The organism is Bradyrhizobium sp. LLZ17, from assembly GCF_041200145.1.
Lineage (GTDB): Bacteria > Pseudomonadota > Alphaproteobacteria > Rhizobiales > Xanthobacteraceae > Bradyrhizobium.
The window spans coordinates 7,572,470-7,593,629 of the sequence record NZ_CP165734.1 but is presented as its reverse complement, the minus strand read 5'-3'; the positions used below and the strand labels follow the sequence as shown (position 1 = coordinate 7,593,629).

Here is a 21,160-nt window from a genome sequence, read left to right as displayed (position 1 = left end):
GGAACATTAAGCGGCGTCGCGCCGTTTCCATCGATCTCACAGGAGCAGATCGATGACCAACATCTCAAAGGCGCTCGCGGTCTTGGTGCTGTCGGGCGCCTTCTCCTTTGCCGTCGCGAGCGCGTACGCACAAGGCAGCGCGACCCCGCCGACCACGGCGACGCGCCCCGCAGCACCAGACCAGAACTCGCTCCCCAACGCCAACGCTCCGCCTGCCTCGACGACGCAGACGACGGGGCAGACCAGTCCGGATCCGAAGGTTCGCGAGATGAACCAGAAGGCGAGAGACAAGGTCGAACGCGAGGGCAAATAGATCTGGCGCGCTCAGGTCCCGATTTCGTCATGCCCGGGTTTATCCCGGGCATCCACGATCTGCACGGGTGCAAAGAACGTGGATGCCCGGGATAAACCCGGGCATGACGAGTTCGTGGCGCGAGCGTCGAACTTATGACGAGGCACACGCAAAAATGCGGCGGACGTTGCCGTCCGCCGCATTTGCTCGCCCCCGCTCCGCCTTTTTCGATCCGCCGCGGAGCTTATTTCTTCAGCGCGAACACCCAGACCACGCCGCCTTGCGGCACGTTGGACTCGATCCCGATATTGTTGGTCGCGAGCGCGTCCTGGATACGCTGCGCGTCCACGCCCCAGCCGGACTGGATCGCGATGTATTGCGTGCCGTCGATCTCATAAGAGACCGGCATGCCCATGATGCCGGAGTTGGTCTTCTGCTCCCACAACACTTCGCCTGTCTTGGCGTTGAAGGCGCGGAAGTTGCGATCGTTGGTGCCGCCGGCGAAGATGAGATCGCCCGCGGTCGCCGTCACCGAGCCGAACAGCTGCGACTTCGGGAAGTTGTGCTGCCACACCTTTTTGCCCGTCGCGGGATCCCAGGCCTGGAGCTCGCCGAAATGGTCGGCGCCCGGCTTGGTCTTCAGCCCGATATCCTCCGGCTTGGTGCCGAGCCAGAGTTCGCCGGGCTTGAGCGGAATCTTCTCACCGGTGAAGCCGCCACAGAAGTTCTCGTTCGCGGGCACATAGACGAGACCTGTCTTCTGGCTATAGGCCGCCGACGGCCAGTCCTTGCCGCCCCACAGTGACGGACAGAATTCGACGCGCTTGCCGACCACCGGCTTGTGTGCGGGATCGAGGATCGGCTTGCCGCTCTCGGCGTCGATACCCTTCCAGACGTCAGTCGACACGAACGGCCAGCCGGCGATGTAATTGATCTTGGTCGGCGTGCGTTCGAGAATCCAGAAGATCGCATCGCGTCCGGGGTGGATCAGACTCTTGATGCTGCGGCCATCGCGTTGCAAATCCACCAGCATCGGTGCGTCGACCTCGTCCCAGTCCCAGGAATCGTTCTGGTGGTACTGGTGATAGGTCTTGATCTTGCCGTTGCCTGGGTCGAGCGCGAGCACCGAGGAGGTATAGAGATTATCGCCGGGGTGCATTTCGCCGGGCCACGGCGCGGCGTTGCCGACGCCCCAATAGATCGTCTTGGTATCCTTGTCGTAGGTGCCGGTCATCCAGGCCGAGCCGCCGCCATTCTTCCAGTCCTCGCCCTGCCAGGTATCGTGACCGGGCTCGCCCTCGCCGGGGATGGTGAAGGTCCGCCACAATTCCTTACCGTCGTTGGCATCGTAGGAGGCAACATAACCGCGCACGCCGAACTCGCCTCCGGAACCGCCGACGATGACCTTGCCATCGACGACGAGCGGCATCAGGGTCATGTACTGGCCCTTCTTGTAGTCCTGCACCTTGGTGTCCCACACCACCTTGCCGGTCTTGGCATCGAGCGCGACGACATGGTCGTCAGTGGTGGCGAGGTAGAGCTTGTCCTCCCACAGGCCGACACCGCGGCTGGTCGGATGCAACTGAAAAAGGTCGTCCGGGAGCTGCCGCTTGTAGCGCCAATATTCGTCACCGGTTTTCGCGTTCAGCGCGATCACCTGCCCCATCGGGGTCGCCACGAACATCACGCCGTTATTGACGATCGGCGGCGCCTCGTGGCCTTCGACGACCCCGGTGGCGAACGTCCAGACCGGCGTGAGATCCTTGACGTTGGTGGTGTTGATCTGGTCGAGCGGGCTGTAGCCCTGCCCGTCATAGGTGCGGCGGTAGAGCATCCAGTTGCCGGGTTCCGGATTCTCCAGGCGCTGCGCGGTCACCGGAGAATAGCTCTCGATCGGGCCCGCAACAGCGGCGGTCGAGGCGATGCAGGTGAAGGCGACGAAGCCGGACAGTAACCATTGCTTCCTGGTCATGGACGTATCCCCTTTTGATGAATTCGTTTGTGAATTCTTTTTCGTTGTCTCGTCACCCGCGCAACGCGCGGACGTCCCGTCGTGACGCGGGCGCGACCCGCGGTCGTTATCCCTGCTGCTGGGCACCTACCTTTCCGACGAAATTGCCGGCAACGCTGAGCGAGCCGTCAGCGAGCGCCAGCGGCAGTGCGGCCAGCCGTCGCGGCGCCGGCCCGAACACGACCTGCGCGCCCGCGCGGGGGTCGTATTCGGAGTTGTGGCACATGCATTTGAACACCTCCTTGTCGCCGACATCGCTCTTGACCCAGGCAGTGACGGGACAGCCGGCATGGGAACAGATCGCCGAATAGGCGATGATGCCGTCGACGGCGCGGGCGCGGGTCTGCTCGTCGAGCTCGGCGGGGTCTAGCCGGATGATCAGGATCTCGTTCAGCCGCGATCCGCTACGCACGACCGATGTCTTCGGATCCTTCGGCCAGGCGTGCACCGGCGGACCGCCGGTCGGCAGGTCGGCGGCGCTGACTGGCTTGCCTTCCTGATCGCCTTCGGAGAAGACGAGCAGGTCGCCCTTCTGCGGCCGCTCGTCCGAGCCGGGGGCGTCCTCGCCGGCGCGCACCTGCGTCGAACATCCGAGGCAGACGGAGCTGGCGAGCGCACCAAGCAGGAGCGTTCGACGCGTTTGTTCCGCAGACGCATCCACGTCAGGTTCCGGCGTGGTGTCCGACGATGATGTTGTTGAGGCGATGTTGAATGATGAATTCGACATGCATCTAGCAGGCGCTGGAACTCTGCCGAAAAAAGGCGGAGATTTCGCACCGCAGTGCGTCAATGTGATTTGCTCGCGGGGATTGAATACGAATTCGCGCATTCAAGCGCGCTTTTGCAATTGCAACGTCATGCCACGCGACCGGCATGATGATTTTGCAGATCAGACCGATGATGTTGGAATTGGTGCAACGCGCCAACGTGCGCCGTGATGTCTGCCAACATCAACGCGGCTGCACGTTTCTGTGGCAGGCATTTGCAGTTTACGAGCGGAGCACGTGACGCGGCGAGGCGATGCGGCCCGCCATCGTTGCCGATGCCATTTCAAAACTATCGGCGATGCGCCGTGCCTTGTCGATGAACAACGCAGCCGCCGGCGGGGGACAGACTTCGCGCGCGGTCTGCTCGAACAGGTCGAGCCAGCGGTCGAAATGATCGCCCACGAGGCTCAGCGGCATGTGCGCGCGCATCGGCGAACCCTGATACCGGCCGGTCATCAGCACGACCGAGGACCAGAAGTTCTTGAGCTTGCCGAGATGCTCGTCCCAATCTTGCACGATGGCAAACACCGGCCCCAGCAAAGCATCCTCGCGCACGCGTCCGTAGAAGCGGGTGACGAGCTCCCCGATCATCTCTTCCGTGATCCCGGTACGCTCGATCGCGTCCTGGACCAGCAGGTTCCGCCGCTCGGCCGCAGCTTGCCGCTCGGCTTTCAATCGATCCGACATGTCGTTTTCTATCCGTTCAATTGTTCCCGCAGGCCGCCCGCGCCACGTTGTCGGGACAATCGCGCCCGACGTCTTTGTCGCAGCGCAAATTTGCGGGACAAGCGGCGGGCGTTCGATGCCCGCCGCCGGCGCCATGATCAGGCGCTGTAGGTATAAAAGCCCTGCCCGGTCTTGCGACCGAGATAACCGGCATCGACCATTTCCTTGAGCAAGGGCGCTGGACGGTATTTGGGGTCGTTGAAGCCTTTATAAAAGACCTCCATCACCGAAAGCATGGTGTCGAGGCCGACGAGATCGGCAAGCGCCAACGGCCCGATCGGATGGTTGCAGCCGAGCTTCATGCCGGCGTCGATCTCTTCCGCCGTCGCGATCCCTTCCTGAAGCGCGAAGATCGCCTCGTTGATCATCGGGCAAAGAATGCGGTTGACCGCGAAGCCCGGGCTGTTCTTGGCCGTGATCGCCACCTTGCCGACGCGCTTGGCGAAATCGAGCGCCTTGGCGTGAGTGTCGTCCGAGGTCTGCAAGCCGCGGATGAGTTCCAGCAGCGCCATCACGGGGACCGGATTGAAGAAATGCATGCCGATGAAGCGGTCGGGGCGATCGGTCGCGGCGGCAAGCTTGGTGATCGAGATCGACGAGGTGTTGGTCGCAAGCAGCGTGCGCGGCGACAGCGTCGCGCAGAGGTCCTTCAGGATCTTGACCTTGAGCTCCTCGTTCTCGGTCGCAGCCTCGATGACGAGATCGCAGTCGACAAGCTTGGCGCGATCGGTCGTGCCGGTGATGCGCTTGAGCGTGGCGTCGCGATCGGCCGGCGACATCTTCTCCTTCTTGACCAGGCGCTCGAGGCTGCCGCCGACGGTGGCGACACCACGGCTCACCGCCGCATCGGAGATGTCGACCATCACCACCGAGAGCCCGGCCGCGGCACAGATCTGGGCGATGCCGTTGCCCATGGTCCCTGCCCCGATGATACCAACGTTTTGGATCATAACCTGTCCTTCTCCTCTATCGGGCACAGCCCCGCAGGAGCCGGGCCCGGTTTGACCTTGTTTCGACCGGCACGCCGCCTGCGATCGTGTCCGCGTCCGCTAGGCCCTTCCTTAACCCATCGGTGGCGGGAATAAAGCCGCCTGTTGATCGGAAAAGGCATGATTTGGCCTTTGTAGCTCGCGGTTGACCCCTCCTCTGCGCCACTCGGCCGCGACCACCGAATCCGATAAACCGAACTTCGATGGACGCAGCACGGCAGTGGCCGTCTGCTTCCGAACGAATCGAGTGCCCAAACCGACGCTGCCGGGTATTCTGTGAACGTCGACGAGAGTCGCAAGGGACAATCCGTGAAGCGGCTTCGGAGCCTCGATATCAACTGTCCGGACGTCTCATGTCCGACTCGGAAGCGCCGGGCCGGATGAGCGATTTCACGCGAGCCGTTGGCGCTGCTTTTACCCTGATCGGCGAAGCCGATGCCGAGCTGCTCGGGATCGTCGCGCTGTCGGTGCGCGTCAGCCTCGCCGCCAGTATCATTGCGCTGATCATCGGCGCGCCGTTCGGGGCGTTTCTTGCGATCGTTCGCTTCCGCGGACGGCAGGTGATCGTCGTGCTGACCAATGCGCTGCTCGGACTTCCACCGGTCGTGGTCGGACTGGGGCTCTATCTTGTGCTGTCGCGGTCCGGCCCGCTTGGGGCTGCCGGATTGCTGTTCACGCCGACCGCCATGGTGATCGCGCAAACGTTGCTCGCTACGCCGATCGTGGTGGCGCTGGTGCACAGGCCGGCGAGCTTGCTATGGGCCGAATATGGCGATCTGGCGCGGATCGACGGTCTGTCGACGATGCGCAGCATCGGCTTGCTGTTTGCGCTCGGCCGGACGTCGCTGCTGACGGCCTTTCTCGCAGCCTTCGGACGCGCGATCGCGGAGGTCGGCGCCATCATCGTCGTCGGCGGCAACATCCGTGGCTTCACCCGCACCATGACAACCGCCATCGCGCTCGAAACCAGCAAGGGAGATCTGCCGCTCGCGCTCGGATTGGGACTGATCCTGCTTGCGCTCAGCGTCGCAGTGTCGACCGTCGCCTTCCTGCTAGTGGGACGCGTTGGGGAAAAATAGCTGCTCGCCGCCGACCCTGTAGCCGGCGATCGCTTCCTGCCCCTTCGGCGAAACCAGCCAGTCGATGAACGCCTGCCCATCCTGCGCTTTCACGTTCGGATGTTTTTCCGGATTTACCAGCATGACGCCGTATTGATTGAAGAGCCGCTTGTCGCCCTCGGTCAAGACCGCGAGCTCGCCGCGGTTCTTGAACGACAGCCATGTGCCGCGGTCCGACAGAAGGTAAGCGTTCGACGACGAGGCCATGTTCAGCGCCGGTCCCATGCCCTGGCCGATCTCGCGGTACCAGCTGTCCTTGCCGCCGGCGACCTCGACGCCTGCCTCCTTCCACAGCCTCAGCTCCGCCGCATGCGTGCCGGACTTGTCGCCCCGCGAGATGAAAGGCACTTTCGCAGCCGCGATCTTGCGCAGCGCCTCGGCTACGTCCTTGCCGCCGGCGATCCGCGCGGGATCGCTCCGCGGCCCGACAATGATGAAATCGTTGTACATGACGTCGAAGCGCTTCACGCCCTGTCCTTCGGACATGAACCTGTCTTCCGCAGGCCTGTCATGAACAAACACCACGTCGGCATCGCCGCGCCGGCCGATGTCCAGCGCCTGGCCGGTGCCGACGGCCACGACCCTCACGTTGATACCCTCGGCCTTCGAGAACAGGGGCAGCAGATAGCCAAACAGGCCGGACTGCTCCGTCGACGTCGTCGAAGCCACGGTAATGGTGCGATCCTGCGCAAAGGCGACAGTGGACCAGAGCAGAGCCATTCCGATGGCGGCAATTTTTCTCATGCGATCGTTCCCAATGCGGACAATTGGCGATCGAGATTACTCTGCGGGACAGATTCCGAAAACCCCGAGTCGCTGCTCACGCTTACCCCACGGCTTTTGAACCCGCGAGAGCATGCCGAAACGTTACATCGCGGGCGCACGCGCGACGTCGCTTTCGTTTTCTCTCGCACGCTGTGGATGCGTGGATGTTCTGCAATTGGTCCCACCTACATTGACAGCGATGTGACGACCGGGGCAGTTTTTGCATTGCTGGCGAATCAGCGATGGCCTCAAGCTGAGTATCACGTGGACAACTCCCAGTGCTTTCGAGATTAATATCGTTGCTGCGCCGCATTCCCGCGGTGAAATGGGCGTTCACCCGGCTTCGGCCCTTGCCGCACAGCGGCAGCATTGACGTGGCACCGGTCGTCGCCGACGAGCAGCCGGCCGTGATCGTCGAAATTGCGAACGCCGCTCTGGCTCTCGAGACCAGCATCAGCACCGAGGCGTTGCACGGCGCCGGCAACGTGGTCACAGAGGATCACTCGAACCTCTCTGTCATCGCGGAGAGCCCATCGGCCGCGCCGTCCGATAGCCAGGTCGGCGACGATCCATCTGATATGGCACTCCTGGACATCGAGTCGATCGTGGAAGCAGAGGCTTCGGTCTCGTCTGACGTCGACGACGAGCCGGCCGTGATCGCGGAACTCATCATCGCTGCCGATGCCTCTTCCGAACTTCCGACGCACGTCGAGCCCGTGGTTGCGAACGACGCCTTCGTCTCGCCTGTCGAGGTCGAGACGGCTCCGGCCTGTTTGGCGGACTCCCTCGCAGTCCCGACGAGCATCGAGCCTCAGCCTGTTGTTGTATCTCCCGTGCTGGTGTCGCCTGCTCCTGAGATCGGCGGCGCTCCGAAGGCTCGCGCAAGAGTCGCGGACGCCGTCGATCGTACCACGCTGATCCGGCAGCGCTGGGCTGAGACCGGGATCAGAATGTGGAATCCACGGCTCCACGGCACCGGTGACGCTACGCTGAATATCCAGGGCCGCGTCGAACTGCTGCCGCCGGCGCCCGGCGAAAACTTACCGCGCTACGACAAGCTGGAATTCAAAATGCTCGGCGGCCAGATTGTCTGCGAAGGCGTCATCGTCGAAGCGCCAGCACACGCAGACAAACGCAGCTTCACCCGGCTCGCCGAACCACAGACCTCCGGCCGGGTCCGCGAGCCGGTGCGGGAACGCCAGGCCGCTCTCGCCTGATCGTCTGCCCGTTGGTCAATCGGACGCAAGCACCTCGCGGCGCCCTCACACTTACTGGGCAGAGCTACTTCGAAAGGCTTGGCAGATCGAGCCCGTTGGCATTGGCACATTCGATCGCGGTGTCGTAACCCGCGTCGGCATGGCGCATCACGCCAGTCGCCGGATCGTTCCAGAGCACCCGCTCGATCCGACGCGCCGCGTCCGGCGTACCGTCGGCGACGATCACCATGCCGGCATGCTGCGAATATCCGATGCCGACGCCGCCGCCGTGATGCAGCGACACCCAGGTCGCGCCGCTCGCGCAGTTCAGGAGAGCGTTGAGCAACGGCCAGTCGGACACCGCGTCGGAACCGTCACGCATTGCCTCGGTCTCGCGGTTGGGGCTCGCCACCGAGCCGCTGTCGAGATGATCACGGCCGATCACGATAGGGGCTTTCAATTCACCGCGCGCGACCATGTCGTTGAACGCAAGACCAAGCCGATGGCGATCGCCGAGGCCGACCCAGCAGATTCGCGCCGGCAAGCCCTGGAATTTGATGCGCGCCCTGGCCATGTCCAACCACTTGTGCAGATGCTTGTCGTGCGGCATCAGCTCCTTAACCTTGGCATCGGTCCTGAAGATGTCTTCGGGATCGCCCGAGAGCGCGGCCCAGCGGAACGGTCCAACGCCACGACAGAACAACGGACGGATATAGGCAGGAACGAAGCCGGGGAAATCGAACGCGTTGTTCAGGCCCATGTCCTTCGCCATCTGGCGAATATTGTTGCCGTAATCGAGTGTCGGGATTCCCCACGCGTGGAAATCCAGCATGGCCTGGACGTGATCAACCATCGAGGTCTTCGAGGCGCGTTCGACCGCCTTCGGATCGGCCGCGCGTTTCGTCTCCCATTCGGCGAGCGTCCAGCCCTTCGGCAGATAGCCGTTGATCGGATCATGGGCACTGGTCTGGTCGGTGACGATGTCGGGCTTAACGCCGCGGCGCACCAGCTCCGGAAAGATCTCGGCCGCATTACCGAGCAGGCCGACCGAGACTGCCTTCTGGGTCTTGGAGGCCTCTTCCATCATCGCAAGCGCTTCGTCGAGCGTCGCCGCCTGCCGATCAAGATAACCTGTGCGCAGCCGCATCTCGATCCGGCTCGGCTGGCATTCGACAGCGAGCATCGAGGCGCCCGCCATGGTCGCGGCCAGCGGCTGCGCACCACCCATGCCACCGAGACCGGCGGTGAGAATCCATTTGCCCGCGAGGCTGCCGCCAAAATGCCGGCGCCCGACTTCGACGAAGGTTTCGTAAGTGCCCTGCACGATGCCCTGGCTGCCGATATAGATCCAGGAGCCGGCGGTCATCTGGCCGTACATCATCAGGCCCTTGCGATCGAGCTCGTTGAAATGGTCGAGCGTCGCCCAGTGCGGCACGAGGTTGGAATTCGCGATCAGCACGCGCGGCGCGTCCGCATGGGTGCGGAACACGCCGACCGGTTTGCCGGACTGGACCAGCAAGGTCTGGTCGCCTTCGAGCGTGCGCAGCGAGGCAACGATCCGGTCAAAGCTCTCCCAGTCGCGCGCGGCGCGGCCGATGCCGCCATAGACCACGAGTTCGCTTGGGCGCTCTGCCACCTCCGGATCGAGATTGTTCATGAGCATACGGAGCGGCGCTTCCGTCAACCAGCTTTTGGCGCTGATTTCGCTACCACGCGGGGCGCGAATGATGCGGTCATTGTCCAGTCGGCGGTTCATGCGAAAGCCTCTTTAGCCAGCTACTCGTTCAGTCAAGTCTCGGAAACGGATCGGTTGAAAGCGCGTCGATGGCCACGGTCGGAAGCGCGTCCGCTTCGATCAGCGCGGCCGCCTTGGCGAGATCGCCGGCCATGTAGCGGTCGGCGCCGAGCGCGGCCACCTGTTCGCGCAACGCGGCGATGACTGCGACGAGCGGCGCGCTGGTCGCATGCGGCGCGCGCAGCGTGATGCCTTGCGCCGCGACCAACAGCTCGATCCCGAGGATGGCGGCGAGATTGTCCGCCATATCGGACAAGCGCCGCGCGGCATGCGCGGCCATCGAGACATGGTCTTCCTGGTTGGCGCTGGTGGGCGTCGAGTCGATCGAGCAGGCCGCCGCACGCTGCTTGTTCTCGGCATAGAGCGCGGCCGCCGTCACCTCGGCGATCATGAAGCCGGAATTGATGCCGGGATCGGGCGTCAGGAACGGCGGCAGGCCGAAATTGAGCGCGGGATCGACCAGCGTCGCGATGCGCCGCTCGCTGATCGCGCCGATCTCTGACAATGCGAGCGCGATGGCGTCGGCCGCGAAGGCCACGGGTTCGGCGTGGAAATTGCCGCCGGAGACGATCTCGCCGGTCTCGACCAGAACCAGTGGATTGTCGGTGACGGCATTGGCCTCTACGATGAGGGTTCGCGCCGCCTGCCTGATCAAGTCTAGCGCGGCGCCCGCGACCTGCGGCTGGCAACGCAGGCAATAGGGATCCTGCACGCGCTCGTCGCCCTCGAGATGCGACAGCCTGATGTCGCTGCCCTCGAGCAGCGCCGTCAGCGCCGCAGCCGCGGCGATCTGCCCTGGATGACCACGCAATGCTTGAATTTCGGGACGGAATGGCGCCGTCGACGCCATCGCTGCATCGACCGATAGCGCGCCGGTCACGAGCGCGGCGCGGGCCAGGCGAAATGCGCGCAGCACGCCGGACATGGCGTAGGCGGTCGAGAACTGCGTGCCGTTGATCAGCGCGAGCCCCTCCTTGGGGCCCAATGTCAGCGGCACGAGGCCAGCGGCTGCGAGCCCTTCGCTGCCCGATACGGGCTTGCCGTCGACGATCGCCTGCCCCTCTCCGATCATCACTGCCGTCATGTGCGCGAGCGGCGCGAGATCTCCGGAGGCGCCGACCGATCCTTGCTGTGGCACCAGCGGATAGACGCGCAGCGCCAGCATCGCCTGCAATTGCTCGATCACCTCGCGGCGCACGCCGGAGGCGCCGCGCCCGAGCGAGATGATTTTCAGCGCGATCATCAGCCGCACGATCGCCTCGGGCGTCGCCGGGCCGACGCCGCAGCAATGCGAGACGATGAGGTTGCGCTGGAGCACCGCGGTCTGATCCGGCGGAATGCGTTTCGACGCCAGCTTTCCAAAGCCGGTATTGATGCCGTAGACCGGCGCGTCCGCGCGCGCGGCTTTCGCGACGATCTCCGCGGCTGCCTCGACGCGGGGCCAGAACGATGGATCAAGCGCAACAGGAGCGCCCGCGAGCACGCGCGCGAGATCGTCGAGGCTGACCGACCCCGGTCTGACGACGATCGCTGCGCCCGGCTCCGTCACTGTCCCCTCCAGACGCGCCGATGCAGCGGATTGAAGCCGACGCGGTAGACGAGCTCGGCGGGACGCTCGATGTCCCAGATCGCGAGGTCGCACCATTTGCCGGCCTCTAACGTGCCGGTCTCCTCCAGCAGGCCGAGTGCGCGCGCGCCTTCGCGGGTGGCGCCGGCAAGGCATTCGGCCACCGTCATCCGGAACAAGGTCGCACCCATGTTCATGGCGAGCAGCAGCGAGGTCAGCGGCGAGCTGCCGGGATTGCAGTCGGTCGCGAGCGCCATGTGGACGCCCTGGTTGCGGAACACCTCGACCGGCGGCGTCTTGGTCTCGCGAATGAAATAGAACGCGCCGGGCAGCAGCACGGCCACCGTCCCGACTTTCGCCATCGCGGCCGCGCCAGCCTCGTCGCTATGCTCGAGATGATCGGCCGAGAGTGCGGAGAATTTCGCTGCGAGCGCCGCGCCGCCGAGGTTTGACAATTGATCGGCATGGAGCTTGACCGGCAGCCCGAGCGCCTTGGCAGCCTCGAACACCCGCGCGGTCTGCTCGGCTGAGAACGCGATGCCCTCCATGAAAGCGTCGACGGCATCGGCCAGGCCAGCTTTTGCAACGGCCGGCAGCATCTCCTTGCAGACGAGATCGACGTAGCGATCCTTGTCGCCCTCGGCTTCGGGCGGCAACGCATGCGCGCCGAGAAAGGAGGTGCGGATCGCGACCGGCCGCATCCGGCCAAGGCTGCGCGCAGCCGCAAGCTGCTTCATCTCGGTCTCGGTATCGAGGCCATAGCCGGACTTGATCTCGATTGTGGTTGCGCCCTCGCCGATCAGCGCGTCGAGCCGCGGCAGCGCAGTTGCGACGAGCTCGGCCTCGCTCGCCTTGCGCGTCGCGGCCACCGTTGAAACGATGCCGCCGCCGGCGCGCGCGATCTCCTCGTAGCTTGCGCCCTTCAGGCGCAGCTCGAACTCGTGCGCGCGATTGCCGCCATGGACGAGATGGGTGTGGCAGTCGACGAGGCCGGGCGTGATCCAGCGCCCTTCGCAATCGATCCGCTTGATGGCGTCTGCGTCGGCCGGAAAATCCGTCTCCGCGCCGGCATAGACGATGCGGCCGCCACGCGTCGCGATCACACCATGCTCGATCTCGCCGAGGTCCGGACGGTCGGCGCGCATCGTGACGAGCCGGGCGTTGTGCCAGATCCGGTCGAAGCGCTCTGCCATGCGGATGTCCCTTCGCGGATACGGCTTCGTCCTGGGGTGCTTGACTTATATGTCTAGACATATAATCGTGGCCTGGTTCTGTCCAGCCGGCGTGTAAACATGACACGACTGCATTTCGCCTCCGCGCTCCTGCCCTCGGGCTGGGCCACTGACGTGCAGGTGGTCGTCACCGCCGGCGCGATCGCCGCCGTGACGCCGAATGTGGCGCCAGCCGCCGGCGACGAACGCCACAGTATAGCGCTTCCAGGACTTGCAAGCCTGCACAGCCACGCATTCCAGCGCGGCATGGCGGGGCTGGCGGAATTGCGCGGTGACAGCACGGATACGTTCTGGACCTGGCGCGAGACGATGTATCGTTTTGCGCTCGCGATGACGCCGGATGACGTCGCGGCCGTCGCAACGCTGCTTTACGTCGAGATGCTCGAGCAGGGTTTTACCCACGTCGGCGAATTCCACTATCTGCACCACGATCGTGATGGCTCGCCCTACGCCGATCTCGCCGAGATGGCCGCGCGCATCGCGCAAGCGGCCCAGGATTCCGGCATTGGCCTCACGCTGTTGCCGAGCTTTTATGCGCATGCCGGCTTCGGCGGCGCCGCGCCGCATGCCGGACAGCGCCGCTTCATCTGCTCGGTCGATCAATTCGCCAAGTTGATGGCCGCTTCGCGCAAGGCCATCAGCAAATTGCCGGGCGCCAATATCGGCATCGCGCCGCACAGCTTGCGTGCCGTGACGCCGGACGAGCTCGCGGCCATCATTCCGCTCGCGGACGGCGGCCCGGTGCATATCCATGCCGCCGAGCAGGTCAAGGAAGTCGAGGATTGCCAGGCCTGGTCGGGACGGCGACCGGTGCAATGGCTGCTGGAACACGCCCCCGTCGATCAGCGCTGGTGCCTCATTCACGCGACCCATACGACGAACGACGAACTGGCCGCATTCGCCAGGACCGGCGCGGTCGCGGGCCTCTGTCCCGTCACCGAAGCGAGCCTTGGCGACGGGACTTTCCCGGCCCGGGAATTCGTCGGTGCCGGCGGCGCCTTTGGCATCGGCACCGATTCCAACGTGCTGGTCGGGGTCGCGGACGAGCTGCGCCAGCTCGAATATGGCCAGCGCCTGAAGCATCGTGAGCGCAACGTGCTCTCCGGCGGCGCCGGCGCGTCGACCGGGCGCGCATTGTTCGACCATGCGCTCGCGGGCGGTGCGCGGGCACTGGGGAGGCCGACCGTTGGCCTTACGCCGGGCGGACGTGGCGATATCGTGACGCTCGATACGGCGCATCCGTCGCTGGCCGGGCGTTCGCGTGATGCTGTCATCGACGGCTGGATCTTTGCCGCGGGCAGCGGCGCGATCGATTGCGTCTGGGCCGGCGGCAACAAGGTGGTCGAGGGCGGCCGGCATAAATTGCGTCGGTCGGCACGCGAAAACTTCAACGCGTCGGTGCGGAGGCTCGTTGCATGAGCCTCGCCACCGAAGCAGTCGACCAGCCGACGCTCTACAAGCGGATCCGCGCCGATATCGAGAAGCGGATCTTGACCGGCGAATGGCCGCCGGGGCATCGGATACCCTTCGAACACGAATTGGTGGCGCGCTACGGCTGCTCGCGGATGACAGTGAACAAGGCGCTGTCGGAACTCGCTCAGGCCGATCTGATCGAACGGCGGCGGCGCGCCGGCTCGTTCGTGCGCCGGCCACAACACCAATCAGCGGTTCTCAAGATCGCCGATATCCGCGCCGAGATCACCGCCCTCGGTCGCAGCTATGGCTACGAGTTGATCCATCGTAAGGTACGCGCGGCGACGGTCGCCGACCGCGGCCGTTTGGGTGTCAAGAAAGCCGGCAAGGTCGTCGCGATCGCCTGCCGCCACAGCGCCGACAACGTGCCGTTTGCCGTCGAGGACAGGCTGATCGATCTGTCGTCCGTGCCCGACGCCGCGACCGCGGATTTCGCGCGCGAGCCGCCCGGCTCCTGGCTGCTTCATCATGTCCCATGGACAGAAGCGGAGCACACGATCAGCGCCATTGTCGCGGATGATCGCGCGGCGGAAGCGCTCGAGATCGCCGTGGGTGCACCATGCCTGGTGGTCGATCGCTATACTTGGCGCAGCGCGCGCACGATTACCGCGGTGCGGCTGCTCTATCCCGGTGACTCTCACCGCCTTGTCGCCCGATTCAAGGGAGGCTGAGAGAACAATGTCGGCACATTTTGTGCAACGCTTCGGGCAGTGGTCCTTGCGGACCGACAGAAATCAACAGGACGTCAATCCATCGATCGGCAAGAGGACGACAATCATGCGTAGTTCGAAAGTATTTGCGACCATCGTTGCGCTGGCGGCCTCCACTCCGGCGCTCGCCGACGACGTCAAGGTCGGAATCGGCATCTCCGGATGGACCGGCTTTGCGCCGCTGACGCTCGCGAAGGAAACCGGCATCTTCAAAAAGAACGGCCTCGACGTCGCGATCAAGAAGATCCCGCAGAAGGACCGCCACCTCGCGATCGCCTCGGGCGACGTCCAGTGCGCAGCAACCACGGTCGAGACCTGGATCTCGTGGAACGCCAATGGCGTCGCAACCAAGCAGATCTTCCAGCTCGACAAGAGCTTTGGCGCCGACGGCATGGCCGTGCGCAACGACGTCACCGCAATCAAGGAACTGAAGGGCAAGACGGTCGCGGCGTCTGCGCCGGGCACCTCGCCCTATTTCGCACTGGCCTGGATGCTCAAGAAAAACGGCCTCACGGTGAAGGACGTCACGGTGGTGAATTTGGAGCCGGCAGCGGCAGCGCAGGCGTTCGTGTCCGGCCAGAACGATGCCGCGATGACCTATGAGCCGTATCTGTCGACCGTGCGCGCCGCCCCCGACAAAGGCAAGATCATCGCGACCACGCTCGACTATCCGATCGTGATGGATACTTTTGGCTGCACGCCAAAGTTCCTGAGCGAAAACCCGAAGGCCGCGCAAGCGCTCGCCGACAGCTATTTCGAGGCGCTCGACATGATCGCCAAAGACCAGGCCAAGGCCTACGAGATCATGGGCGCCGACGTGAAGCAGACCGGCGAGCAATTCGGCAACTCGGCAAAGTACCTGCGCTGGCAGGACAAGGCCGCGAACCAGAAGTTCTTCGCAGGCGATTTCCTCGCCTTCAACAAGGATGCCGCGGATCTGCTGCTCGAAATCGGCATCATCAAGGCCGCGCCGAAAGTCGAGGATCTCTTCGACGCGAGCTACATCAAGTAATTTCCATACGACTCCTGGTCCCGCCGCAGGGCGGGGGAGTGATGGACAATTGTCCGGATATATCGTTTGATGCGTCCCCTGGATCCCGTGACATCGAAGCAACGCGCGGCCTATGGCCTCGCCTTCTTCGTGCTGTTCGTCCTCCTCTGGTCCTGGGCAACGTTCGGCGGCCATGTGTCGAAGACGTTCCTCGCCAACCCGCTGACCATGGTGCAGGAAGGCTTTGACCTGCTCACCAAGCAGGGCTTCGTGTTCGACATCGGTATGACGGTCTGGCGGGTCGTCGGCGGCTTTGTGCTGGCCGCCATCATCGCGGTGCCGCTTGGGGTGCTGATGGGCGCCTATAAGCCGATCGAAGCGTTCCTCGAACCTTTCGTGTCGTTCGCGCGCTACCTGCCCGCCTCCGCCTTCATTCCGCTACTGATCCTGTGGGCCGGCATCGGCGAACTGCAAAAGCTGCTCGTCATCTTCATCGGCTCGGTGTTCCAGGTCATCCTGATGATCGCGGTGACCGTCGGCGCCACAAGGCGCGATCTGGTCGAGGCGGCTTATACGCTCGGCGCCAGCGACCGCGGCATCATCCGCCGTGTGCTGCTGCCCTCCTCAGCGCCCGAGATCGCGGAAATCCTGCGACTGGTGCTCGGCTGGGCCTGGACCTATGTCATCGTCGCGGAACTGATCGGGTCGTCATCGGGCATCGGCCACATGATCACCGACAGCCAGGCGCTGCTCAATACCGGCCAGATCATCTTCGGCATCATCGTGATCGGGCTGATCGGCCTCGTCTCCGATTTCCTGTTCAAGGCGTTTAATGCCTGGCTTTTTCCGTGGAAGCTCGCATGACGATCCTGAAGATCGAAAAGGTCTCGCGGACCTTCCCCGCCCGCCACGGCAGCCCACTCACCAAAGCGCTAGAGCCCACCGATCTCGTGATCGGCAACAACGATTTTGTCACCATCCTCGGCCCCTCCGGCTGCGGCAAGTCCACGTTGCTCCGCATCGTCGCGGGCCTCGATCGCCCAACCGGCGGGCGCGTCACCCTCGACGGCCGCGAGGTAACCGGCCCCGGCGCCGATCGCGGCATGGTGTTCCAGTCCTACACGCTGTTTCCTTGGCTGACGGTGCGCGAAAACATCGCCTTCGGCCTGCGCGAGCGCGGCGTGTCGCAAGGCGAGCGGAACAAGATCGCCGATACCTTGATCCGCCAGGTCGGATTGTCCGGCTTCGAGAACCACTGGCCGAAACAACTTTCCGGCGGGATGCAGCAGCGCACAGCGATCGCCCGCGCGTTGGCGAACGATCCGAAGATACTGCTGCTCGACGAGCCCTTCGGCGCGCTGGACAACCAGACCCGCGCCTTGATGCAGGAAATGCTACTCGGGATCTGGGAGCGGGACCAGAAGACCGTGCTCTTCGTGACCCACGACATCGAGGAAGCGATCTTCCTCGGCAGCCGCGTCGTCGTCATGAGCGCGCGTCCCGGCCGCATCAAGGCCGAGATCGCGGTGGATCTGCCGCATCCGCGCTCCTACAAAATCAAGACCACGCCCGAGTTCGTCCAGCTCAAGGAGCGGCTGGTCGAGGAAATCCGCACCGAGGCGCTGAAGGTTGCCGAACATGCCTGACCATCACAGTCTCGCCAACGGCGAGCGGGTTCTCGCCGATCTCAATGCGCTGCGCGCCATCGGTACCTACAAGACCGGCGTGCACAAGCCGACCTTCTCCGAGCCGCACAAGCGGTCGCTGGAGTGGCTGGTGCATAAGCTGCCGGATGCCGGCCTCACCGCCGCCGTCGACGGCATCGGCAACGTCTTCGGCAGCAGCGCAAAACCCGGGCCGAAGCTGCTCGCGGGCTCACATCTGGAAAGCCAGAACTACGCGGGCTGGCTTGATGGCCCGCTTGGCGTGATTTACGCGCTCGAAGCTGCGCGCGTGCTCAATAGCGATGCTTCGCTGCAAGGCGCCGTCGAAATTGCTGTCTGGTGCGACGAGGAAGGACATTTCGGACATTTCCTCGGCTCGCGCTCCTATGTCGGGCAAGTGACCGAGGCCGAAATCGACGCCGCGCGCGATCGCACCGGCGGCCGCAGCATGCGCGATGCGCTCGCCGAGATGGGGCTCGCCGGACGGCCGCGCGTCGCCGCCGAACCAGGGCGCCACGTCGGATATCTTGAGGCGCATATCGAGCAGGGCGACACGCTCGAAAGCGGCCATCTCGCGATTGGCGTTGTGACGTCCATTGTGGGCATCTGGCAGTACCAGATCAATTTCGTCGGCGAACAGAACCATGCCGGCACCACCCGCATGGCCGCGCGAAAGGATGCGGGACTGGCACTGGCAAAGTTCTGCGTGGCGATCGACGAACGCTTCCCAGGCGCGTGCGGACCGCGCACGGTCTGGACCACGGGCCGCATCACGCTGGATCCAGGCGCACCGAGCATCATTCCCGGCGCAGCCGAGATGCTGTTCCAGATCCGCGACGACGATCCGGCCGTGATTGCGCGGCTTGAGGATTTGCTGCGGAGCATGACGGACGAGGTCAACGCGCGGGGCCCCTGCACCGTGAGCCTGGAGCGGATTCGCACCGGCGCTCCTGCCATGATGAATGCCGGCTTTCAGGATGCCATCGAGGCCGCCAGCAAGGCCTTGGCCGGTGGGCGATCGCTCCGCATGCCCAGTGGCGCCGGCCATGACGCGCAGATGCTCGCCACCATCATGCCTGCAGGCATGCTGTTCGTGCCCTCGATCGGCGGCATCAGCCACCACTGGACCGAAAACACCGCCGACGCTGATATTGTCACGGGCGCGCAGGTTTTCGTCGACGCGTGCCGGCGTATCCTCGGCGGCTAGAACGACGTGCCGCGGCCGTCACGGCTCGACCCGTTTGACGTGATACCCGTTTGGCAGGATCTGGCCGTCTTCCTCGTCAGCGACGGGAACGTCGGTGACAAGCCCTTCGATCAGCGCTGCCTCCCACACTTCCTTTTCCGTCGGAAATGCAGCACCGATTTGTCTGTCGCCTTCGAACAATGCGTACATCGGAGCTCCGGGGTTTGCGACGCGGCAAAGCCCATCGCGTGTTGCCCATGCGAGGTCATCGAATAACCGGCGCCATAAACGGATGTTCCAAAATCCCCGCCCGCGGGAACGAGCGGTGACGGACACCGTTGAGGTTTCCTGAGTCGAGTTGAAATTCCACATGGCACGCGTCCATATCGGTACGTCGGGTTGGCATTATGCGTCTTGGCGAGGGCCTTTCTTTCCCAAGGACCTACCGATCAAGCAGCAGCTTTGTTACTACGCCAGTCAGTTTGATACGACCGAGCTCAACGGTGTGTTTTATCGGACACCGACGCCGGATGCTGTAAACGGCTGGCGCGAACAAACCGGCAAGGATTTTGTCTTCGCGTGGAAGGCTTCCAAGTTCATCACGCATTGGAAGCGGCTATCCGACAGATCAACGAACAGTCTCGAATTGCTGGAAGAACGCCGTTCGCTGTTGGGTCACAAGGCCGGTCCGATCCTGTTCCAGCTTCCGCCGCGATTCGAGGCAGACGCAGATCGGCTCAGTTCCTTCCTCAAACTGCTGTCGCGCAAACCGCGTTACAGCTTCGAGTTTCGGCATCCTAGCTGGTATCACCCGGACATCTTGAAAATATTGAGAAAGGCGAACATCTCGCTCTGTCTTTCGGATCACCACGATGCACCGGCGCCGTGGAAGCGAACAGCGGATTTCGTCTACATTCGGGGCCACGGACCAAGCGGCCGCTATCACGGTCATTACGGGCCGGCGGTGCTTGAAGAATGGGCCAGACGCATCAGGTCCTGGAAGCGGCAGGGCTGCGACGTCTACGTTTATTTCGACAACGACCAGAAGAGCGCGGCTCCGGCTGATGCCGCGCGGCTGAAGGAACTGCTCTAGGCACTTGCGGCAAGCGCGCGAAACATCACGGACCGCCAGCGACAGAACCTGCGATCACCATCACGAGCTCCGACAGGTCGATCTTGCCGTTGACGATCAGCTCTTCCGAGCCTTCGACCTTGAGAGTTTGCGGGCTGTTCGCGGCCTGACGCTTCAGCTCATCGACAATTGCTTCCTTGAGCTTCTCTTCAAGCATCGTGGTTTCCTCTTTGAGCCACCGTGTCCGCCACACCGGCCGGCCGTAGAATGAAAACCGGGCGACATCTTTCGTTCCAGCCGCTGACCGAGGTTCGGTTATGATGGAACGGATCACGGCGCCATCCATTGCACGCTTGGGAGGCATGGAGCGCGTCGTGGGAAAGCTGTTTCTCGCCATTATGCTTATCGGTCTCGCCGTTCTCATCGGCGCCGCCGCGTACATCATCGCGCTGTGAGAAATTCCGACCTTCCTAAACCCGGCAAGTCGCGCTGGCTGGCGGCAGCCCAACTCGGCCTCGTCAGCAGCACCTTCTCGACGCTGCTCAGCCAGGTGACAGCGGCCCAGCTTGGCCGTGATCCGCTTGTCGATTGGATGACGGTCGCAGCGATACCCGCCCGCGACGCGATGCTGTCCACCGATCCCACCGCGAGCGTGGTCGCCATCGGCGTCGCCTTTCATCAATGGGCGGACTTTTCGTGGGCGCTGGTGTTCTTTGGCCTGCTGGGCCGATGGACCGAGAAGCTGCATCCCGCAGCCATCGCCGGCCTGGCCGTGCCCTGGGCCATTTTGACCTCCGCGACCGAATGGTTCGTGCTCGTCCCGCTGCTTCCGTTCTGGCAACCGATCTTCACCTTGCAGCAGCCCTATTGGATCGGCCTGCTGGTGCATCTCTCGTCCGCCCTGCTGTATCCCCTGTTCGCCTGGCTGCGCTGGCCGGCCGGCCAAGCGCCGTCGACCAGCGCCGTGCGCTTCGCGCAGCGCTGGGCAGTGGGCGCTGGCTGCGTGCTGGCTATGTCGGCGACGCTCGGCCTTGCCGACGCGCTCGCGCTTCCCTTGCCTCTCATGAGCGGCAACGCCGACGACGACCAGCAATACATGCGCCACATGACGACGCATCATCAGCAGGGCATCGAACTTGCGCAGCTCGCCGTCGCGAGAGCGCAGGCACCGCATTTGCGCGCCTTGGCGGCTCTGATGGTCGCATCGCAATCGGGAGAGAACCGCATTTTCACGCGCTGGTGGGACGGCTGGTTCACCGAGCCGATGCCGGTTTGCACAAGCGAAGAACGTGTGGCGATGGCGGGATATTTGACGCCGTCGCAGATGGCAGAAGCAACCAAAGCAACGGGTCGCGAATTTGACGCGGTCTTTGTCCGTTTGATGAGCCTGCATCATGCGGGCGCGGTCGAAATGGCGGACGCCGAATGGCATTCGGCCGGCGACCCGCGGCTGCGCCTGATGGCGCACGCCATACGTCACGAGCAGCAGGGCGAGATCGCCCTGATGAACAACGTCGAGGGCATCGACGCGGTGCGCAGGGCGATGCGCAACATGCTTGCGAACAATCTTGAACAAAAAGCGCGAAAACAACCCCATGCACAGTAG

The 21,160-nt window shown here is 63.9% G+C and carries 22 protein-coding genes; 12 read left to right on the top strand and 10 right to left on the bottom strand.

Features of this window, described 5'->3' with window-relative positions:
- The first annotated feature begins 52 nt into the window (after positions 1 to 52).
- Complete coding sequence (locus tag AB8Z38_RS36130) at positions 53 to 313, top strand: hypothetical protein (RefSeq protein WP_369722298.1); 261 nt, start codon at positions 53 to 55, stop codon at positions 311 to 313.
- 223 nt (positions 314 to 536) lie between these two features.
- On the opposite strand, the gene AB8Z38_RS36125 is transcribed toward AB8Z38_RS36130, so the two are convergent.
- Together AB8Z38_RS36125 and AB8Z38_RS36120 are read right to left on the bottom strand one after the other, a co-directional pair.
- Positions 537 to 2,264: a methanol/ethanol family PQQ-dependent dehydrogenase gene (locus AB8Z38_RS36125; RefSeq protein ID WP_369722297.1), complete on the bottom strand. Its 1,728-nt coding sequence runs from the start codon at positions 2,262 to 2,264 to the stop codon at positions 537 to 539.
- Between the two features lie 106 nt (positions 2,265 to 2,370).
- Positions 2,371 to 3,030, bottom strand: a complete 660-nt coding sequence (locus AB8Z38_RS36120; RefSeq protein WP_369722296.1) for a ubiquinol-cytochrome c reductase iron-sulfur subunit — start codon at positions 3,028 to 3,030, stop codon at positions 2,371 to 2,373.
- Here AB8Z38_RS36120 and AB8Z38_RS36115 point away from each other — a divergent pair.
- Positions 2,981 to 3,241, top strand: coding sequence for a hypothetical protein (locus AB8Z38_RS36115; RefSeq protein ID WP_369726807.1), 261 nt, complete (start codon positions 2,981 to 2,983; stop codon positions 3,239 to 3,241). The genes AB8Z38_RS36120 and AB8Z38_RS36115 overlap by 50 nt on opposite strands.
- A gap of 51 nt (positions 3,242 to 3,292) precedes the next feature.
- Here the strand turns inward: AB8Z38_RS36115 and AB8Z38_RS36110 are convergent, their stop codons facing one another.
- On the bottom strand, positions 3,293 to 3,757 hold the full coding sequence (locus tag AB8Z38_RS36110) for a group III truncated hemoglobin (protein ID WP_369722295.1): 465 nt from the start codon (positions 3,755 to 3,757) through the stop codon (positions 3,293 to 3,295).
- A 137-nt stretch (positions 3,758 to 3,894) separates the two neighbouring features.
- On the bottom strand, positions 3,895 to 4,746 hold the full coding sequence (locus AB8Z38_RS36105) for a 3-hydroxybutyryl-CoA dehydrogenase (protein WP_369722294.1): 852 nt from the start codon (positions 4,744 to 4,746) through the stop codon (positions 3,895 to 3,897).
- 419 nt (positions 4,747 to 5,165) lie between these two features.
- On the opposite strand from AB8Z38_RS36105, the gene AB8Z38_RS36100 reads away from it, so the two are divergent.
- Positions 5,166 to 5,864, top strand: a complete 699-nt coding sequence (locus AB8Z38_RS36100) for an ABC transporter permease (RefSeq protein WP_369726695.1) — start codon at positions 5,166 to 5,168, stop codon at positions 5,862 to 5,864.
- Here AB8Z38_RS36100 and AB8Z38_RS36095 read toward each other — a convergent pair.
- Positions 5,838 to 6,647, bottom strand: coding sequence for an extracellular solute-binding protein (locus AB8Z38_RS36095; protein ID WP_369722292.1), 810 nt, complete (start codon positions 6,645 to 6,647; stop codon positions 5,838 to 5,840). The two genes, AB8Z38_RS36100 and AB8Z38_RS36095, sit on opposite strands and share 27 nt — an antisense overlap.
- 320 nt (positions 6,648 to 6,967) lie before the next feature.
- Between AB8Z38_RS36095 and AB8Z38_RS36090 the strand changes: the two genes are divergently transcribed.
- The gene (locus tag AB8Z38_RS36090) at positions 6,968 to 7,885 is read left to right on the top strand and encodes a hypothetical protein (protein ID WP_369722291.1); all 918 of its coding nucleotides are present in this window, start codon (positions 6,968 to 6,970) and stop codon (positions 7,883 to 7,885) included.
- 64 nt (positions 7,886 to 7,949) lie between these two features.
- Here AB8Z38_RS36090 and hutU read toward each other — a convergent pair whose 3' ends face one another.
- The 3 genes from hutU to hutI are packed head-to-tail and all read right to left on the bottom strand — an operon-like array spanning position 7,950 to position 12,419.
- Positions 7,950 to 9,620, bottom strand: coding sequence for a urocanate hydratase (gene hutU, locus AB8Z38_RS36085; protein ID WP_369722290.1), 1,671 nt, complete (start codon positions 9,618 to 9,620; stop codon positions 7,950 to 7,952).
- A gap of 28 nt (positions 9,621 to 9,648) precedes the next feature.
- Positions 9,649 to 11,208: a histidine ammonia-lyase gene (hutH, locus tag AB8Z38_RS36080; RefSeq protein ID WP_369722288.1), complete on the bottom strand. Its 1,560-nt coding sequence runs from the start codon at positions 11,206 to 11,208 to the stop codon at positions 9,649 to 9,651.
- Positions 11,205 to 12,419 carry an imidazolonepropionase gene (gene hutI / locus AB8Z38_RS36075; protein WP_369722287.1) on the bottom strand — a complete coding sequence of 405 codons (1,215 nt, stop codon included), beginning with the start codon at positions 12,417 to 12,419 and terminating at the stop codon, positions 11,205 to 11,207. Before hutI ends, hutH begins: the two co-directional genes overlap by 4 nt.
- 99 nt (positions 12,420 to 12,518) lie before the next feature.
- Here hutI and AB8Z38_RS36070 point away from each other — a divergent pair, with 99 nt between their 5' ends.
- The 6 genes from AB8Z38_RS36070 (at position 12,519) to AB8Z38_RS36045 (ending at position 18,503) form a co-directional block, all read left to right on the top strand.
- Entirely contained in the window at positions 12,519 to 13,877 is a 1,359-nt protein-coding gene (locus AB8Z38_RS36070) for a formimidoylglutamate deiminase (RefSeq protein ID WP_369722286.1), read from the top strand.
- Positions 13,874 to 14,602, top strand: a complete 729-nt coding sequence (gene hutC, locus AB8Z38_RS36065) for a histidine utilization repressor (RefSeq protein ID WP_369722285.1) — start codon at positions 13,874 to 13,876, stop codon at positions 14,600 to 14,602. The genes AB8Z38_RS36070 and hutC overlap by 4 nt, the downstream gene beginning before the upstream one ends.
- A 106-nt stretch (positions 14,603 to 14,708) precedes the next feature.
- Positions 14,709 to 15,653 (top strand): ABC transporter substrate-binding protein, encoded by a 945-nt coding sequence (locus AB8Z38_RS36060; RefSeq protein ID WP_369722284.1) that lies wholly within the window; start codon positions 14,709 to 14,711, stop codon positions 15,651 to 15,653.
- A 69-nt stretch (positions 15,654 to 15,722) separates the two neighbouring features.
- Positions 15,723 to 16,496: an ABC transporter permease gene (locus AB8Z38_RS36055; protein WP_369726694.1), complete on the top strand. Its 774-nt coding sequence runs from the start codon at positions 15,723 to 15,725 to the stop codon at positions 16,494 to 16,496.
- Complete coding sequence (locus AB8Z38_RS36050) at positions 16,493 to 17,278, top strand: ABC transporter ATP-binding protein (protein ID WP_369722282.1); 786 nt, start codon at positions 16,493 to 16,495, stop codon at positions 17,276 to 17,278. The genes AB8Z38_RS36055 and AB8Z38_RS36050 overlap by 4 nt, the downstream gene beginning before the upstream one ends.
- On the top strand, positions 17,271 to 18,503 hold the full coding sequence (locus tag AB8Z38_RS36045) for a Zn-dependent hydrolase (protein ID WP_369722281.1): 1,233 nt from the start codon (positions 17,271 to 17,273) through the stop codon (positions 18,501 to 18,503). Before AB8Z38_RS36050 ends, AB8Z38_RS36045 begins: the two co-directional genes overlap by 8 nt.
- A gap of 18 nt (positions 18,504 to 18,521) precedes the next feature.
- Here AB8Z38_RS36045 and AB8Z38_RS36040 read toward each other — a convergent pair whose 3' ends face one another.
- On the bottom strand, positions 18,522 to 18,854 hold the full coding sequence (locus tag AB8Z38_RS36040; protein ID WP_369722280.1) for a hypothetical protein: 333 nt from the start codon (positions 18,852 to 18,854) through the stop codon (positions 18,522 to 18,524).
- On the opposite strand from AB8Z38_RS36040, the gene AB8Z38_RS36035 reads away from it, so the two are divergent.
- A complete protein-coding gene (locus tag AB8Z38_RS36035; protein ID WP_369722279.1) occupies positions 18,853 to 19,575 on the top strand; it encodes a DUF72 domain-containing protein in 723 nt (240 codons plus the stop codon). The two genes, AB8Z38_RS36040 and AB8Z38_RS36035, sit on opposite strands and share 2 nt — an antisense overlap.
- A gap of 25 nt (positions 19,576 to 19,600) precedes the next feature.
- Here the strand turns inward: AB8Z38_RS36035 and AB8Z38_RS36030 are convergent, their stop codons facing one another.
- Positions 19,601 to 20,233 carry a hypothetical protein gene (locus AB8Z38_RS36030; RefSeq protein WP_369722278.1) on the bottom strand — a complete coding sequence of 211 codons (633 nt, stop codon included), beginning with the start codon at positions 20,231 to 20,233 and terminating at the stop codon, positions 19,601 to 19,603.
- Between AB8Z38_RS36030 and AB8Z38_RS36025 the strand changes: the two genes are divergently transcribed.
- Positions 20,207 to 21,160, top strand: coding sequence for a DUF305 domain-containing protein (locus AB8Z38_RS36025; RefSeq protein WP_369722277.1), 954 nt, complete (start codon positions 20,207 to 20,209; stop codon positions 21,158 to 21,160). The two genes, AB8Z38_RS36030 and AB8Z38_RS36025, sit on opposite strands and share 27 nt — an antisense overlap.